The sequence below is a fragment of the Klebsiella sp. V115_8 genome (assembly GCF_029967715.1).
Taxonomy (GTDB): domain Bacteria; phylum Pseudomonadota; class Gammaproteobacteria; order Enterobacterales; family Enterobacteriaceae; genus Klebsiella; species Klebsiella quasipneumoniae.
Genome location: NZ_JASCAR010000044.1, coordinates 103,489 through 118,408 on the forward strand (window position 1 = coordinate 103,489; position 14,920 = coordinate 118,408).

Genomic DNA, 14,920 nt, shown 5'->3' on the forward strand with positions numbered 1-14,920 from the left:
TTGCCGTCATAAACGATATACTGATTTGAATTGAAAAAAGAAAAGCAAATCAGGAGCGTGGAAGGGCTATGCAAGACGATATCAACCAGGAGATCACCTTCCGCAAGCTGTCGGTCTTTATGATGTTTATGGCGAAGGGCAATATCGCCAGAACCGCCGAAGCGATGAAGCTTAGCAGCGTCAGCGTTCACCGCGCGCTGCATACCCTGGAAGAGGGGGTGGGCTGCCCGCTGTTTGTCCATAAAGGGCGCAATCTGCTGCCGCTGCAGGCGGCGTGGACGCTGCTGGAATATTGTCAGGATGTGATGAGTCTGATGAGCCGCGGCCTTGAGGCGACGCGCAAAGTCGCCGGCGTCGGCCAGGGGCGGCTGCGCATCGGCACCCTCTATTCCCTGACCCTGGAAACCGTCCCGCGCATTATCATGGGTATGAAGCTGCGTCGCCCGGAGCTGGAGCTGGATCTCACCATGGGCTCTAACCAGATGCTGCTGGATATGCTGGAAGACGACGCCCTCGACGCTATCCTGATCGCCACCAATGAAGGGGAGTTCAACAATACCGCTTTCGACGTGGTGCCGCTGTTTGAGGACGATATCTTTCTCGCCGCCCCGGCGACGGCGCAGCTGGATAGCACACAGCTTGCTGACCTGCGCGATTACGCCGACCGGAAATTCGTCTCGCTGGCGGAGGGGTTCGCCACCTATGCCGGGTTCCGGGAAGCGTTTCATATCGCTGGCTTCGAGCCGACGATCGTCACCCGGGTGAATGACATCTTTTCGATGATTAGCCTGGTGCAGGCGGGCGTCGGGTTTGCGCTGCTGCCGGGGCGGATGAAAAAAGTCTATGAAAAAGATGTACAGCTGTTAAAGCTGGCGGAACCGTACCAGATGCGCCAGCTGATCTCGATTGTCTATTCACACCATCGCGAACGCGATGCCGACCTGCTGGCGCTGGCGGCGGAAGGAAGAATGTACGCCCGGAGCCTTAATCGCTAAGCCGCTGCGCCAGATGGCGGGCGACATCCACGCCGCTGCGTTCCAGCGAAAGGGTCTCCCCGCGCCAGCCCGCCTGGCGGGTCAGGCAGGTCAATACCCCGCCGGGGGGCATCTCAATGGCTAAGCGCGCGTCGCGCTCATCGGCGGCGATCATCGCCTCCTGCCAGTGGACGGTGCGCGCCATGTTCATCGCCAGATCGTCGGCGATCCGCTGCGGATCCCACAGCACGCGCGCCGTCGAGCCGCTTAAATAGGCGCACTGCGGGCGCGTTAAGGTCACGTCGGCAAAGGCTGTTGCCAGCGCGGCGGCGGGTTTATCCAGCAGCGCGCAGTGCGACGGGACGCTGACCGCCAGCCGCTGCGCCTTACTGGCGCCCGCCTGCAGCGCCAGCTGCGCCACCTCGGCCATGGCTTCATCGCGTCCGGCGATCACGATCTGCGTTTCGGCGTTCAGGTTGGCAAGATAGACCTCGTGGCCCTGCATCAGCGCCTCAACCCGCGGGCGGGTCAGGCCCATGATCGCCGTCAGCCCGTAACCTTCGGGATAGGCCTGCTCCATAAGATCGCCGCGCAGGGCCACCAGGCGCAGCGCGCTGGCGAAATCGAGCGCGCCGGCAATCACCGATGCGGGAAAGGCGCCGATGGACAGGCCGCTGACAATCTGCGGATTGACGCCCTGGCGCTGTAGCTCGCGCGCCCAGGCTACCCCGGCGATCAGCAGGCAGAGCTGGACCGCACGGGTATGTTTTAGCGATCCGGCGCTATCGAGGGCCTCGACTTCATTCCCCAGCACGGCGCGCGCCTGGCTGAGGATCGCTTCGCGGTCGGGGATAGCCGCCAGCATGCCGGGACGCTGGGCACCCTGTCCGGGAAAAGTAAATAAAATCTTCATCATTCCTCCCTGCGCCACGGCGCAGCGGTTAAGCGCGCGCCGCGGGACGTTTTCAGCAGCGCCCGCCCATCGCGTAGCCACTCATTGAGGGCGAAGGCGCCGTATGGCGTTTCGACCTGGGTATCGGCGCGGCACGGGAGCTGGGCCACCCGGGACTGCCATTCCAGCAGCGCCTCGCGGGCCAGCGGCTGCGGGGCGCGGATCAGGAGATCCAGATCGCTTGCCGCATGGAGTACCGGGATTTCGGTCGCCAGCGCGTAGCCGGTGCTGCCGGTGACGCCCCAGCGCCAGGGCCAGTCGCCCAGCGTCAGGGCGATGGCCGCCTGGACCGGCGGCTGCGAAACAAAAGGGGAGCCCAGCAGGCGCTCGCGCTCCACCAGCATCTCCGGGGTGACGCTGCGAACGATATTGTGCGCCTGTACCCAGCCGGCGGCGCGCTGTTCGCGCTTCATGCCCCGCACCCCAACCGGGATGCGGGCCTGGCCGTCAACATCGCGCCTCACCACCACCGGCAGCGCGACTCGCCACTGCTGAGCCACCCACGGCTCGGCTATATCTTCCAGGGCGCTGGCGTGGTTTAACCACACTAAATCGTGGGGACGCGGCGTTGATGACATGGTTTACAGTCCTGAAGTCAAAGAGATAAATAGCGGTAGCGACAGGATACACAGAACCGAGCTCAACAGCAGCACGGCTTCAGCATCCGGGGACTGCACGCCGAAGCGGTTGCCGAAGACCACGCCGAAGAAGCCGGCGGCCAGGGCAATCATCAGGATCGCGGTAATGGCGATAGCGCCGTGCAGACCCAGCAGCATCACCAGACCCCAGGCAATAAACGGCTGCACCAGCAGTTTCACGATGGTGGAGGTGGCGATCAGCGCATTGAGCTGCAGTTTACGCGCCGAGAGGATCACCCCGGTGAGGAACAGCGCCGCGGCGGTGGCGGCCAGGCCCAGCGGTTTGATGGCGGCCAGCAGCAGGTCCGGCATTTTAATGCCGATAGCGGAAAGCACCACCCCGAGCAGCGGGCCCCAGACGATCGGCTTTTTCACCGAACGCCACATCAGCACCGGCAGCATCGCCAGCGTAGAACCGGTGGTTTCCCCCGCGGCGCGGGCTTTTTCACGTTCCAGAATCAGCAGGCAGAAGGGGGTCATCAGTACCGAACCGCAGGCGATAGAGACCGCCACCGACAGCGAAGTCGATGCGCCTTCGCCGAGCACGCTGCCGAGGATCGGCAGGCCCAGCGCGGCATAGTTCGGCAGGGCGACGGTGAGGGTCAGCACCGCGGCATCCTGCGGGGTGCGTTTGAAGACGCTGGTGGCGAGGAAGTAAATCCCGGCGTAGGTGATCCACATCGCGCCAGTGAGCACCAGCACCAGCGGCGACTGGGCGACGATACCGGCCCACGGCGTTTGCACCGTGGCGCTGAACAGCGTAGCGGGTAAGGCAAAATCCATTACAAAGATATTGAGCAGGGAGACATTTTTGTTATCTACCATCCCGGCCTTACCGGCCCAGAAGCCCAGCAGCATAATGACGAAAATCGGGGCAAGAGCATGAATAATCACATAAGTCATAAATCACCTGTAAATAAAATAGAGTACTGGCGCGATTGTTATTTTTTCTAAAAGCCGTCCCTACCCGGCGCGGTTATGACGCGCTCCGGGGGACGGCTTCCGGCAGGTTTTCTTCTACTACTTACGTACGAACGTGTTACCAGCTGGCGCGCATCAGGTCGCGGACCCGCTGCGAGCAGCGGCGGTTTTCCGCACCCAGGCGGCACTTCAGCGAGGGATCCTGGCGCGCGTCAGCGATGGCGTCGCGCAGGGTGTGGCTGACCAGCGCCAGATCGTGGTCGTCAGGGGCGTCCGGATGGCTGATGTCAAGCAGAGCGGAGAGCAGGCCGAGCGTGGCGTAGTTGCTGACGTCATAGGCCATCGGCGGGATGGTCGCCGCCAGTTTCTCCAGCGCCTCCACGCTGCGCAGGGTAATGCGCGCGGCCGACGCTTTACCCATCGCGTGGACCAGTACGCCGCTGTCGTTAAAGGCGATCAGACGGTTGGCCTGGTAGCCGTGGGCCAGAAACGCCCCGGACATCGCTTTGCCGACGATCAGGCCAATCACCGGGTGGCCGGCCAGACGGGCTTTGGCGTAGGCGCCTGCCGCTCCGGCCAGCGCCTGGTGAATACCAAAGGCTTCTTCGCGACGGCCATAGGCCTGGCTGGGGACATCGATAACCGCGATAATCGGGCGCTTTACCGTTTTATCGGCATCGGCGTCGAGGGTTTCGTTGACCACTTTTGCCAGCGTCCAGCCTTCCAGCAGACCGACTTCGCCACCGGCGGCGCGCGGGTAGTGGTTATTGGCGTCAGGCACTACGGCGATAAAACGCACCTTTTCGCCATTAAGCTGGCCGTCTACCACCTGCACGGAAGGGCACAGGCCGCTCATCAGCGGCGCCTCGGGCGCCAGTTTGTTCAGCCATAGCGCGGCGCGGTTTGGGAACTGACTCATTATTTTTCCTCCCGGGCAAAAAGCTGTTTAATCTGCGCGGTATCCGCCTGCAGGCGGGTGTCGAACTGGCTTAAACGGCGCAGATAGTCGTCATACTTGTCGCTGCGGTGCTGCGCCGGTACGCCTTTGGCGATCGCCGCGTTCATCGCGGTTTTGACGGCCTTGACGCCATCGTTAACCAGCGCGTCGACCAGGCCGCTGGCGGCGCGAATTTCGCCGCCGGTCATGCTCCAGATAAACGGCCGGTTACGCGAGTCGTACTCTTCAATGCCGGCTTCCTGCTCGATAACCTGCGGGCCGTTGAGGCCGAGACGGGCTTCTCGGGTGACGATGAGATAGCTGCACAGCGCGGCGGCGATGGACATGCCGCCGAAGCAGCCGACGGTGCCAGCGATGATGCCGACTACCGGGGTGTAGCGGCGCAGATCGACAATCGCGGCGTGAATATCGGCGATGGCGGCCAGGCCAAGGTTGGCCTCCTGCAGCCGGACGCCGCCGGTTTCCAGGCACAGGACCGCCTGCGTCGGAATACCGTTGCGGTTATCCTCCGCCGCCAGCTCCAGCGCGGCGGCCATTTTGGCGCCGGAGACTTCGCCCATACTGCCGCCCTGGAAGGTGCCTTCGATGGCAATCACCACCGCCGGCTGGCCGTTGATAGTGCCTTTGGCGACCACCATACCGTCGTCGGACTGTGGGACAATGCCCTGCGCGCCGAGCCACGGCGACATAATGCCGTCAAACGGATCCAGTAGTTCGCGGTAGCTGCCGTCGTCCAGCAGTGCGTGGGCGCGTTCGCGAGCGCGCAGTTCGATAAAGCTGCGATCGTTACGCATGAGCGGCCTCCTCAAAGACTTGTTCGATACGAATACGGGCGACGCCCGGCGTGGCGCCGAAGTCGTGAATAACCAACTGCCCGGCGGGTAGGCCGTTGATCAGGCTCAGCCGGTCGAACAGCGCCTGCCAGCGCGCCTGACTGTTATCCACCGAGGTGGTAATTTGCACGCTGAGCGTATCGCTTCCGGCGGCGGTATAGAGCACTTCCATATCGCCTGAACCTACAACCCCTGCCAGCGCTCGGCCGCGGAGGGCGCGGCTGGCAGGAAATGACAATGTAATCTGTTCCATAACATCCTCTGAATGTGTTAGCCGGCAACCCGGTCGAGAAACAGGGTGGCGGCAAGGAGATCGGCGGCGCCGCCCGGCGAGGCGTTGTGCGCCAGCATCTGCGCGTCACGCCGCGCCTGGGGGGCGCGTCCGGCGACGCTGGCGCACCCGCCGGCCGCCAGCACCGCGCGGGCGCCCTGCTGCATGGTCTGCAGGCCGGTCATGCCGGCGCGCGACAGCACGCAGGTATCGCTCAGCGAGGTCATGATGGCCATCAGCGCGTCAAGTCGCGCCTGCGGCTCGCTGGCGCCCCGGGCGCGGCTTTGCTGTAACTGCGGCAGCGCCAGGGCGGTGATATGCGGGAAACCGCGCTGCGCCTCTTCGCGCGCGCCCGGCACCTGCCAGCGGCGGCTGGCGCGTAGCCCTTTACTGAAGCTTTTCGGCGCCAGGCCGTCGGGCAGACGGGCGAGGGCGGCGGCGGTGTCGGCGATCGCCTGTGAATGACCCACTCCCCCCAACATCGCTACCGCGCTGACCAGCAGCCCCAGCGCCCAGATGGCGCCGCGGTGGGTGTTGACCCCGCCGGTGGCCTGCATCATCTGCGCTTCGCCTTCCCGGCCGAGGCGGCCGACGGTTTCGCGCAGCGCGATATCCGCCGGGCGGCGCCAGCTTTGCTGGGCCAGCGCGTGGAAGGTCGGCTGCAGGCTGCGGGCGGAGCGTTCCATCAGCGCCAGCGTGAGGTCCTGATGCGCGCCGCTACCGCGGCTGTCGACCAGACCCGGTTTCGGGCTCAGACGGGCTTCGTCAATCAGACAGGCGCTGGCGGTATCCGCCAGCCAGCTGACGCGGCTTTCTGCGTGCAGGGGGGAGAGAATTTTCATTACCAGCTCCGGAATTTTGCCGGTGGGTTGTACAGTCCGTCGGACCATTCCACCAGGTCGGCGACGCTGCCGGCGGCCAGCAGCGAACGGGTGGCCTCGCTGCGGCGAATGCCGAGATCTTCCGGGTAGACCACTTTGCCGCTCTGACGCAGGGCAGCCACGCGTTTCGCGTCCACTCCGAGGCCAATGTCGGTGATCCCGGCCACGGCGGCGACCATCGCCCGGCGCTCTTCCAGGCTTTCCGCACGATACAGGTAGGCGATACCCTCTTCGGTCAGCACGTGGGTGACGTCATCGCCGTAAATCATCACCGGCGCCAGCGGCATGCCGGAGGTTTTGGCGACGTCGACCGCGTCGAGGGTCTCAACAAAGGTCGGCTTCACCCCGGCCTGAAAGGTTTCGACCATCTGCACCACCAGTTTTTTACCGCGCTGCATTGGGTCTGGCTCGGTGATCATATTGAGCCAGGCAGGGGTGGCGTGGCGGCGGCCGTGCGGATCGTGGCCCATGTTCGGCGCGCCGCCGAAGCCGGAAAGGCGGCCGCGGGTGACGGTCGAGGAGTTAGCCAGACCATCAACCTGCAGGGTCGAACCGATAAACATATCCACCGCGTACTGCCCCGCCAGCTGGCAGAAGGCGCGGTTGGAGCGCATGGAGCCGTCCGGGCCGGTAAAGAAGATATCCGGACGGGCGCGGATGTACTCTTCCATCCCCAGCTCGCCGCCGAAGCAGTGCACGCTCTCCACCCAGCCGCTCTCGATCGCCGGGATCAGCGTCGGATGCGGGTTCAGGGTCCAGTGTTTACAGATTTTGCCTTTCAGACCGAGCTGTTCGCCGTAAGTCGGCAGCAGCAGTTCGATGGCGGCGGTGTTGAAGCCGATCCCGTGGTTGAGGGACTGCACCTGATGCTCGGCGTAGATGCCCTTGATCGCCATCATCGCCATCAGAATGTGTTCTTGCTTAATCAGGCGCGGGTCGCGGGTGAACAGCGGTTCAATAAAGAACGGCTTGTCGGCGACCACCACGTAATCAATCCACGAGCCGGGAATATCGACGCGGGGCAGATCGCACTCGTCGTCCACCAGTTCGTTAACCTGGGCGATAACAATACCGTCGTGGAAGGCGGCGGCTTCCACCAGTGCCGGGGTATCTTCGGTACTCGGCCCGGTATACAGGTTGCCTTTACGGTCGGCTTTGTAGCCGGCGATCAGCGCGACGTTGGGCGACAGATCGACGTACAGGCGGGAGTAGAGTTCGATATAGGTATGAATGGCGCCGATTTCCAGCAAGCCATCTTCCAGCAGCTGCGAAATGCGCAGGCTTTGGGTACCGGAGAAGGAGAAATCGAGTTTGCGGGCGATACCTTTTTCAAACAGGTCCAGATGCTCGCTGCGCCCGACGCTCGGCATGATCATATGCAGATCGTGGATTTTCTGCGGATTGACTTCCGCCAGCATGCGGGAGAGGAAATCGGCCTGCTTCTGGTTGTTGCCTTCCAGCACCACCCGGTCGCCGGGGGCGATCAGGTTTTCCAGTACGCTGACCAGCTGGTCAGTGGGGATGACTTTGCCCGGGATGTTGGCCTCGGCCAGCCGCCGCTGCTTTTCCGTCCGGCGACGGTTCCAGACCCGCCCCGTCGTTTGTTCGGCATTCATTATTAACCTCCTGATTCGACAAATCGTTTTGTTTGTCCTGGTGGAGGTTAGTGTGCGATGCGAGGCGCGGAGCATCAATTAAGCACGGCGGCCAATCGTTAGCCTGAGAGTAACAATTGTGATTGGCCCTTTGTGATGAGGATCAATAATACGAAAGGCGTAGTGGTCTACCACAGGTGTCAGGGAGAGGGGGGGCCGGCCAGTCGCCGGCCCGGGGAAGGGTTACTCTTTGCTCACATCACTTAATAAGAATGCGATGCTCTGGCCGCCGCTGGTCTGCTCGAGGGCGATTTTGACGATGATCGTCAACGGCACCGACAGGAGCATACCGACCGGACCCAGCAGCCAGCCCCAGAAGATCAACGACAGGAATACCACCAGGGTGGAGAGTCCCAGGCCGCGCCCCATGATCCGCGGTTCGAGAATATTGCCGAACACCAGGTTAACGATCAGATAGCCGGCCAGCACCACCAGCGCCTCGTACAGACCGCCGAATACCAGGACCTGCAGGATCGGCGGGATGGCCGCCAGCACGGAGCCAATATTGGGAATATAGTTCAGCGCGAAGGCCAGCAGCCCCCACATAAAGGCGAAACGCACGTCCAGCAGAACCAGCATGCCCCAGACCACCAGCCCGGTGACCAGGCTAATCGCGGTCTTCAGCACCAGATAATGCGACACGCTGTCGATGGCGCGCTGAATGGCCCCCATGCCTTCTACTGGGCGGGACATCAGCTGCTGCAGTTTGGCGGGCAGTTGCGGAACCTCCAGCAGCATAAACACCACCGTCAGCAGCAACAGAAAAATCGAGGACATGGCGTTCGACAGCTGAGTGAGCAGACCGGTGACCAGGGTCATCACGGCGTTGGGGTCGATGTATTTGTTAAGCTCCACCACCGAGACGGTAAAGCCCAGGCGCTGCAGCCAGGGAGCGATGGTTTGCATCGGTTCGTAGAGATAGTTGCGGTACTGCGGCAGGGTGCGCGCCAGCTCGTTAAGCGAGGTCCCCAGCGAGGCCAGCAGCACAACGGCTAACATGACGATAAGGCCGATCAGCAATGAGATCGCCAGCACGCGTGGCACCCGGCAGCGGACCAGCAGCTGGACCAGCGGATTAATAATCACCGCCAGAAAAAGCGCGAGTATAAACGGGACAATAATGTCTGCCGCAAAGCGAATGCCGGTCAGGATGATCACCAGCATGCCCAGCATGATGACCATCTTTAATCCGTTAAGTGTAATAATAGGTTTAGCCATAGGATCCCGTCCTCAATCTTCCTTGCCTGTTAACAGGTTGCGTTACATTAGCATAATGACGTTTTTTTTCAGAAAAAACGCATTGCAGCAAAACCGCGTCGTAAAGAATTGCAAAGTCTTTGAATAAAATGTAGCACTATGCTACAAATCTACCTGTGTTTAACTACTGAGGACAATTTTCATCCGCACCGGACGAGAAGCAACACCGCGGATAATTGTAATTTTATGGACAATCAGTTCAGGATGTATATTTTAAATCACCCCGCAGTAACCCTCACTTTTTCCCGTTTTGCCGGCGAACAGCACTGGCATTCGGCGCTATAGTCACCTTCTTTCTGCCTGAGCTGGCGCCAAGCGCACAGCGAAATCTACGTCAGAAATTTTCCTGTTTACGCGTCGCGTAAACGGTAATGGATTATATTCTCAAGCAGGAGAAGGGATCATGTTTTATTGGATTTTATTAGCTTTAGCGATTATTGCTGAAATTACCGGCACCTTGTCGATGAAATGGGCAAGCATTAGCGGTGGGCATACCGGCTTTATTTTAATGCTGGCCATGATTGCCCTGTCATATATTTTTCTCGCCTTTGCGGTTAAAAAAATTGCCCTCGGCGTGGCCTACGCGTTATGGGAAGGGATTGGTATTTTGCTGATCACCCTGTTCAGCGTACTGTTGTTTGATGAAAGCCTGTCGCTGCTGAAAATAGCCGGTCTGACTACCCTGGTAGTGGGGATCGTCTTAATTAAGTCCGGCACCCAGAAAAAAGCGTCGTCGAAGCCGGAGGTGGCTCATGCAGCAGTTTGAGTGGATCCACGCCATCTGGCTGGCTATCGCCATTGTTCTGGAAATTATTGCCAACGTCTTTTTGAAGTTTTCCGACGGTTTCCGCCGCAAGGTCTATGGCATTCTGTCGCTGGCGGCGGTGCTGGGCGCGTTCAGCGCCCTGTCGCAGGCGGTGAAAGGCATCGATCTGTCGGTCGCCTATGCGCTGTGGGGCGGCTTCGGTATCGCGGCGACCATCGCCGCCGGCTGGGTGCTGTTTGGCCAGCGCCTGAATAACAAAGGCTGGGCGGGAGTCATCCTGCTGGTTGCCGGCATGGTGTTAATTAAACTCGCCTGATGTCGCGCCGCCTGCAAAGCCAGGCGGCAAAACGGGTTCGCTGTAGTATGCTTACTCAAGACCGGCCCCGCAGGTATTGTGCCCGGTGACGATGAGGACTGCGCATGCTCACAGCTTTCGGCTGGCGGAAAATTCCTTCCGCCAGGACGTTGTCAATAATGATTTTTCTCGCCGGGCTCGGGCTCACCGCGTCGGTGATCTCCCTGCTTTACCTCTCGCAACACCTCATTGCCAGCAAATCCAATGAAATTGATCAGCAGCGCTCGGTCCTGTCGGTGGAAGGGGCGGTGCAGACCTCGGTCAACCGGGTGCTGTCGCTGGTGCTGGACAATGCCATCTGGGACGATGCGGTGACCCAGACTTACGCTCCCAGCCTGGATCAAAAATGGCTGTACGACTCCTGGGGATCCGGCTTCAAAATCAATAACCTGTATGACGGCACCTTTGTCCTTGATGAACATTATCACATCCTGTGGGGCGCCTTTCAGAGTCAGGTTATGCCCCGGGCAGACCTCTCATTTCTCGGCGCCGGGCTGACCAGCCTGATCCGCTATCATGCACAGGCTCTGCGCGAGGGGAAAAACGCCTTCGCCGGCATCACACGTACCGAGGCCGGGATCGCTTTCGTCGGCATCGGCCTGATACGGCCGACGAGCGGCCGGCTGCAGGTGGCTGACGAGACCCGACGCTATCTGGTCATTACCCGGCACATCAGCCCTCAGCTGCTGGAGCGTTTAGGCGACACCTTCCAGATAAGCCATCTGCATCTCAGCGACGGCCCAGGCGAACACCGGATCCCGCTGCGCACGCAGGGAGGCGAGGTTCTGGGCTATCTGGCGTGGCAGCCGCGTCTGCCCGGCGCCGAAGCGGCCCTGGCCTCGTCAGGCAGTATGCGGCTCATCGCCGGGGTGGCCGCCAGCCTGATCCTGCTGTTTATTCTGTTCAGCAGCCTCGGCATGTATAAGCTGGCCCGCGGCGAACGTCAGGCGCGGGAGATCGCCCTGATTGACTGGCTCAGCCGCCTGCCCAACCGGCGTGCGCTGCTGCTGCGGCTCAGCCAGGTGTGCGACACGAGTAAGCACGATATGCAGTGCGTGGTGTTTATCGATCTGGACGGTTTTAAGGATGTGAATGATAACTATGGCCACGATGTGGGCGACACTCTGATCCGCCATATCGCCAGCGCGCTGCAAAAACGGGTGCCGGCGGGGGCCATGCTGGCAAGAATGGGCGGGGATGAGTTCGCCATGGCGGTGAGCGGCGAACAGGCGATCGACCGGGCCGCGGCGTTCGCCTGGGCGGCGCTGGAGCTGCTTAAAGCGCCGGTGGCGCTGAGCAAACGCACAATTTATATCGGCGCCAGCATCGGCATCGCCAGCGGTACTCCGGCGGAATGCTCCAGTACCGAACTGTTTCGCCGGGCGGATATCGCCATGTACCACGCCAAGAAGAGCGGCAAGGGGCGGACGGCCTGGTATGACGACGCGCTGGATGCCGTGCGACGTCATCAGCTGATGATTGAGAATGGCATCCGTCAGGGGCTGGAGCAGGATGAATTTGAGGTCTGGTATCAGCCGGTGGTCGATGCCGATACGCTGGCGATGACCGGCGTTGAAGCGCTGCTGCGCTGGCCGCGTCGCCCGCAGGGTGCGCTGGCGCCGGATGCGTTTATCGCCATTGCCGAGAGTAGCGGCCTGATTGACACCCTCGGCCAGTTCGTCCTGCAACGCGCCTGCAGCGACCTGCAGCCGGTGGGCGATCTGCTGCTGTCGGTGAACATCTCGCCGGCGCAATTTCGCGATCCGGCGTTTGAAAGCCGGGTGATGGAAACGGTCGCTGCCTGCCGCTTTCCGCCGTCGCGCCTGCAGGTGGAGGTGACGGAGAGTTATGTGCTGGAAAATCCGGAACGTTCGCAGGCGGTGGTGGAGAATCTGAAGGCCCAGGGCATCGCCGTGGCGCTGGACGATTTTGGCACCGGTTACTCCAGCATCGGCTATTTACGCCGCTTTCGCTTTGACAGCCTGAAGATTGACAAATCCCTCGCCGGGCGGGTGGATTGCGATGCGCAGGCGGCGGAGATGGTGCGCGGCACGGTGCGCATCGCCCGCGCGCTGGGGATGACGGTCGTGGCGGAGGGGGTTGAAGATCCGCAACAGCTGGCGCTGCTGCGGCGGGCCGGCTGCGACCGGCTACAGGGCTTTTACTTCAGTAAACCGATGCCGATCGCCGACCTGCTGCAGCGGCGTCAGCAGCAGGGGTAATTACTCTCCGGCCAGCGCCTCCAGCTTATCGCGAAAGCCGGTCACCGCGATGGCGCGGTTGTCCGCCCGCCAGCGATCCTGCGGGCCGGGAGCCGAACTTTGCACGGCGATCACTTGCCAGCCGTCCGCGGTTTTCAGCAGCAGCGGCGAGCCGCTGTCGCCGGGCAGGGTGTCACACTGGTGCGACAGGACGCTGTTTTGCGCCCAGCCGGTGACGATGCAATCCTGATGGCTGTAAAGATTGTCCAGATGATCTTCAGGATAACCTGACTGGGTCACTTTCCGGTCCGCCGCCTTCAGCGCGGCGGTTAAATCGGCCTTACTGCCGGGGAAGAGCGGGATCGGCGTGATGCCCGAGGGAGCATAGCGCAGCACGATCAGGCCAAAATCCGAGGGCGCCGCGGCGGAGGGAACGATCCAGCCGTCACCGTCGGCTTTCAGACGCTTGCCTAATCCGGGATCCACGCGTCCGTCAATGCCGTGGATCTCATACACCCAGTTACCCTTGCGGGAAATAAAGCGCAGAGCGACCGCTTTGTCCGGCTTGCCGCGCGGGGGCGTTAACAGGCAGTGGCCTGCGGTCAGCGCCAGATTGGGGGAGATGAGCGTCGCCGTGCACAGATTGCCGCTGGCGGTCTCCAGCTGGCCAATCGCGTCCCACGGACTCTCCTCCGGGCGGCTCACCGCTTTACGCTCATCGTGGCCGAAAAACAACGTCTTAATATCTTTGGCGCTCAGTCCGCTATCTTCGGCATGTGCGCCCAGAGGTAACAGATAAAATGAACACAGTAATAACAGAACGTCTCTACGCATATCACTCTCTGGGGGAGGCTATGATGTCTATTGACAGTAGCAGGAGATTTAAGTTTTTGAAAGTAAACAATAATTCTAATCAGGCCAAACGGCATGTCTCATCTGCGCGCGGCGGGCCCTGGCGCGGGTAAAACCTTCTGATTTCAATCGGTTAATACCATTAACCTTCTGCTGCTATTTCCGCAGAAAGCACGGTCTGGCGCAAGCACATTCGTGTATCAGAACGTACTGAAATTGGCGAATAATGCAGCAATACCTCTTTGAGGTTATTCCTGGTTTGGCAGCATAATGCGCAAAAATAATACTTTTACCCGCCAGAACTTCACCAGAATTCGCACTTCTTTACGCCTCACGTAATTATTTTCAATGCGAAACATTTTCTCACCGAAAACGTTGTTACCGTCACCCGGCCGTTGAGTAAATAGAGAGGTAATACCGGCGATGATAGCCTGAATTCTATTTCCCCGGCGTTCGGAGGGTATATGTCTAAAAAAGGTATTCGCGCACTGGTCTATGTTTCCCTGGTCTCGGTGGCCATCTGGGGCGCAACCGGCTATCTGGTGATGGAAGCGGTACGTGCGTTGTGATGAGTCTGGCCGCCGCGTGGGGGCCAGGCGCGCGATGGTTTATTGCTAACGTGTCTGGCGTCTTCGGGCGCCGGGCATGATTTGCGCCGCTGGCAGCGGCAGGGTAAAGAGAGTGATAAGGGTGGGCAACAATATTCGCGCGACCTTCACCTTCCGGGAAGTCTGAGCCAGGCGGCAAAACGGGAGAGAAAGGCGAAATGATTAATAGAGGAAAAAGCGGGTCGCAACCACTGCGCAAATGATTAACAGGATCAGGATGAGCTCAAAACGATAACGCCGCAGCATAGTGCTCTCCAGAAAAAACGGCGCTGAAGCAGCGCCGATTATTTAAGAAGGTTGGTTCACCGGGAGGATTTAGGCTGCCGGCTGTGCAGCAGGTTTAGCGGCCTGGTGTTTGGTGGTTTTGTGGTGTTTTTTCGCTGCCTGAGCTTTCTGGGCTACCGGTTTAGCGGCAGCTTTGTGGTGCTTTTTCGCGGCCTGGGCTTTCTGCGGAACGGCGGGTTTGGCTTCTGCTTTCTTGTGTTTTTTAGCGGCCTGGGCTTTCTGGGCAGCGGCTGGTTTAGCTTCTGCTTTCTTGTGTTTTTTGGCAGCCTGAGCTTTCTGCTCTGCAGCTGGTTTGGCCGCGGCTTTATGGTGTTTTTTGTGATGGGTGGTTTTGGCAGCAGTGCTGTGGGTAGCAGCTGGCGCCTGAGTGGTGCTTACTGCGTCAGCAGCGAAAGCGGCGGAAGAGAGACCCATAGCAGCGGCAACGACCAGAGCTAATACTTTTTTCATTCTGATATCCTCGAAAAGTTTTCTTAATTTCAACCCCACTGCGGGGCCGGTGAAATCACTATA

General features: G+C 60.6%; 16 protein-coding genes. 4 read left to right on the forward strand and 12 right to left on the reverse strand.

From position 1 onward, the window contains the following. Window positions 1-68: 68 nt before the first annotated feature. The gene (locus QLG03_RS21910) at window positions 69-995 is read left to right on the forward strand and encodes a LysR substrate-binding domain-containing protein (RefSeq protein WP_023289529.1); all 927 of its coding nucleotides are present in this window, start codon (window positions 69-71) and stop codon (window positions 993-995) included. Here the strand turns inward: QLG03_RS21910 and mdcH are convergent. From mdcH to QLG03_RS21955, 9 genes are all read right to left on the reverse strand, one after another. Next, a complete protein-coding gene (gene mdcH, locus QLG03_RS21915; RefSeq protein ID WP_255987995.1) occupies window positions 985-1,887 on the reverse strand; it encodes a malonate decarboxylase subunit epsilon in 903 nt (300 codons plus the stop codon). The two genes, QLG03_RS21910 and mdcH, sit on opposite strands and share 11 nt — an antisense overlap. Then, on the reverse strand, window positions 1,887-2,504 hold the full coding sequence (locus QLG03_RS21920) for a malonate decarboxylase holo-ACP synthase (protein ID WP_060590808.1): 618 nt from the start codon (window positions 2,502-2,504) through the stop codon (window positions 1,887-1,889). The genes mdcH and QLG03_RS21920 overlap by 1 nt, the downstream gene beginning before the upstream one ends. 3 nt (window positions 2,505-2,507) lie before the next feature. Continuing rightward, a complete protein-coding gene (locus QLG03_RS21925) occupies window positions 2,508-3,467 on the reverse strand; it encodes an AEC family transporter (RefSeq protein WP_044522774.1) in 960 nt (319 codons plus the stop codon). A 136-nt stretch (window positions 3,468-3,603) separates the two neighbouring features. After that, window positions 3,604-4,404, reverse strand: a complete 801-nt coding sequence (mdcE, locus tag QLG03_RS21930) for a biotin-independent malonate decarboxylase subunit gamma (protein WP_255987465.1) — start codon at window positions 4,402-4,404, stop codon at window positions 3,604-3,606. Further along, a complete protein-coding gene (locus QLG03_RS21935; protein WP_255987467.1) occupies window positions 4,404-5,237 on the reverse strand; it encodes a biotin-independent malonate decarboxylase subunit beta in 834 nt (277 codons plus the stop codon). Before QLG03_RS21935 ends, mdcE begins: the two co-directional genes overlap by 1 nt. Next, complete coding sequence (mdcC, locus tag QLG03_RS21940; protein ID WP_023289535.1) at window positions 5,230-5,529, reverse strand: malonate decarboxylase acyl carrier protein; 300 nt, start codon at window positions 5,527-5,529, stop codon at window positions 5,230-5,232. The genes QLG03_RS21935 and mdcC overlap by 8 nt, the downstream gene beginning before the upstream one ends. A 17-nt stretch (window positions 5,530-5,546) precedes the next feature. After that, window positions 5,547-6,389 carry a triphosphoribosyl-dephospho-CoA synthase gene (locus QLG03_RS21945; protein ID WP_282473668.1) on the reverse strand — a complete coding sequence of 281 codons (843 nt, stop codon included), beginning with the start codon at window positions 6,387-6,389 and terminating at the stop codon, window positions 5,547-5,549. Then, window positions 6,389-8,044: a malonate decarboxylase subunit alpha gene (gene mdcA, locus QLG03_RS21950; RefSeq protein ID WP_023289537.1), complete on the reverse strand. Its 1,656-nt coding sequence runs from the start codon at window positions 8,042-8,044 to the stop codon at window positions 6,389-6,391. The genes QLG03_RS21945 and mdcA overlap by 1 nt, the downstream gene beginning before the upstream one ends. A 222-nt stretch (window positions 8,045-8,266) precedes the next feature. After that, entirely contained in the window at window positions 8,267-9,301 is a 1,035-nt protein-coding gene (locus QLG03_RS21955; RefSeq protein WP_023289538.1) for an AI-2E family transporter, read from the reverse strand. 442 nt (window positions 9,302-9,743) lie between these two features. On the opposite strand from QLG03_RS21955, the gene kpnE reads away from it, so the two are divergent. Together kpnE and kpnF are read left to right on the forward strand one after the other, a co-directional pair. Continuing rightward, window positions 9,744-10,106 (forward strand): multidrug efflux SMR transporter subunit KpnE, encoded by a 363-nt coding sequence (kpnE, locus tag QLG03_RS21960; protein WP_032452729.1) that lies wholly within the window; start codon window positions 9,744-9,746, stop codon window positions 10,104-10,106. Next, a complete protein-coding gene (gene kpnF, locus QLG03_RS21965) occupies window positions 10,093-10,422 on the forward strand; it encodes a multidrug efflux SMR transporter subunit KpnF (protein WP_023289540.1) in 330 nt (109 codons plus the stop codon). The genes kpnE and kpnF overlap by 14 nt, the downstream gene beginning before the upstream one ends. A gap of 55 nt (window positions 10,423-10,477) precedes the next feature. On the opposite strand, the gene QLG03_RS25325 is transcribed toward kpnF, so the two are convergent. Beyond that, complete coding sequence (locus QLG03_RS25325; protein ID WP_258315333.1) at window positions 10,478-10,567, reverse strand: ArsR family transcriptional regulator; 90 nt, start codon at window positions 10,565-10,567, stop codon at window positions 10,478-10,480. On the opposite strand from QLG03_RS25325, the gene QLG03_RS21970 reads away from it, so the two are divergent. Next, on the forward strand, window positions 10,527-12,683 hold the full coding sequence (locus QLG03_RS21970) for a bifunctional diguanylate cyclase/phosphodiesterase (protein ID WP_048298664.1): 2,157 nt from the start codon (window positions 10,527-10,529) through the stop codon (window positions 12,681-12,683). The genes QLG03_RS25325 and QLG03_RS21970 overlap by 41 nt on opposite strands. On the opposite strand, the gene QLG03_RS21975 is transcribed toward QLG03_RS21970, so the two are convergent. Both QLG03_RS21975 and asr read right to left on the reverse strand, forming a co-directional pair. After that, window positions 12,684-13,496 (reverse strand): serine protease, encoded by an 813-nt coding sequence (locus QLG03_RS21975; protein WP_044522790.1) that lies wholly within the window; start codon window positions 13,494-13,496, stop codon window positions 12,684-12,686. Window positions 13,497-14,437: 941 nt separating this feature from the next. Next, complete coding sequence (gene asr / locus QLG03_RS21980) at window positions 14,438-14,857, reverse strand: acid resistance repetitive basic protein Asr (RefSeq protein ID WP_255987473.1); 420 nt, start codon at window positions 14,855-14,857, stop codon at window positions 14,438-14,440. Between the last annotated feature and the right edge of the window lie 63 nt (window positions 14,858-14,920).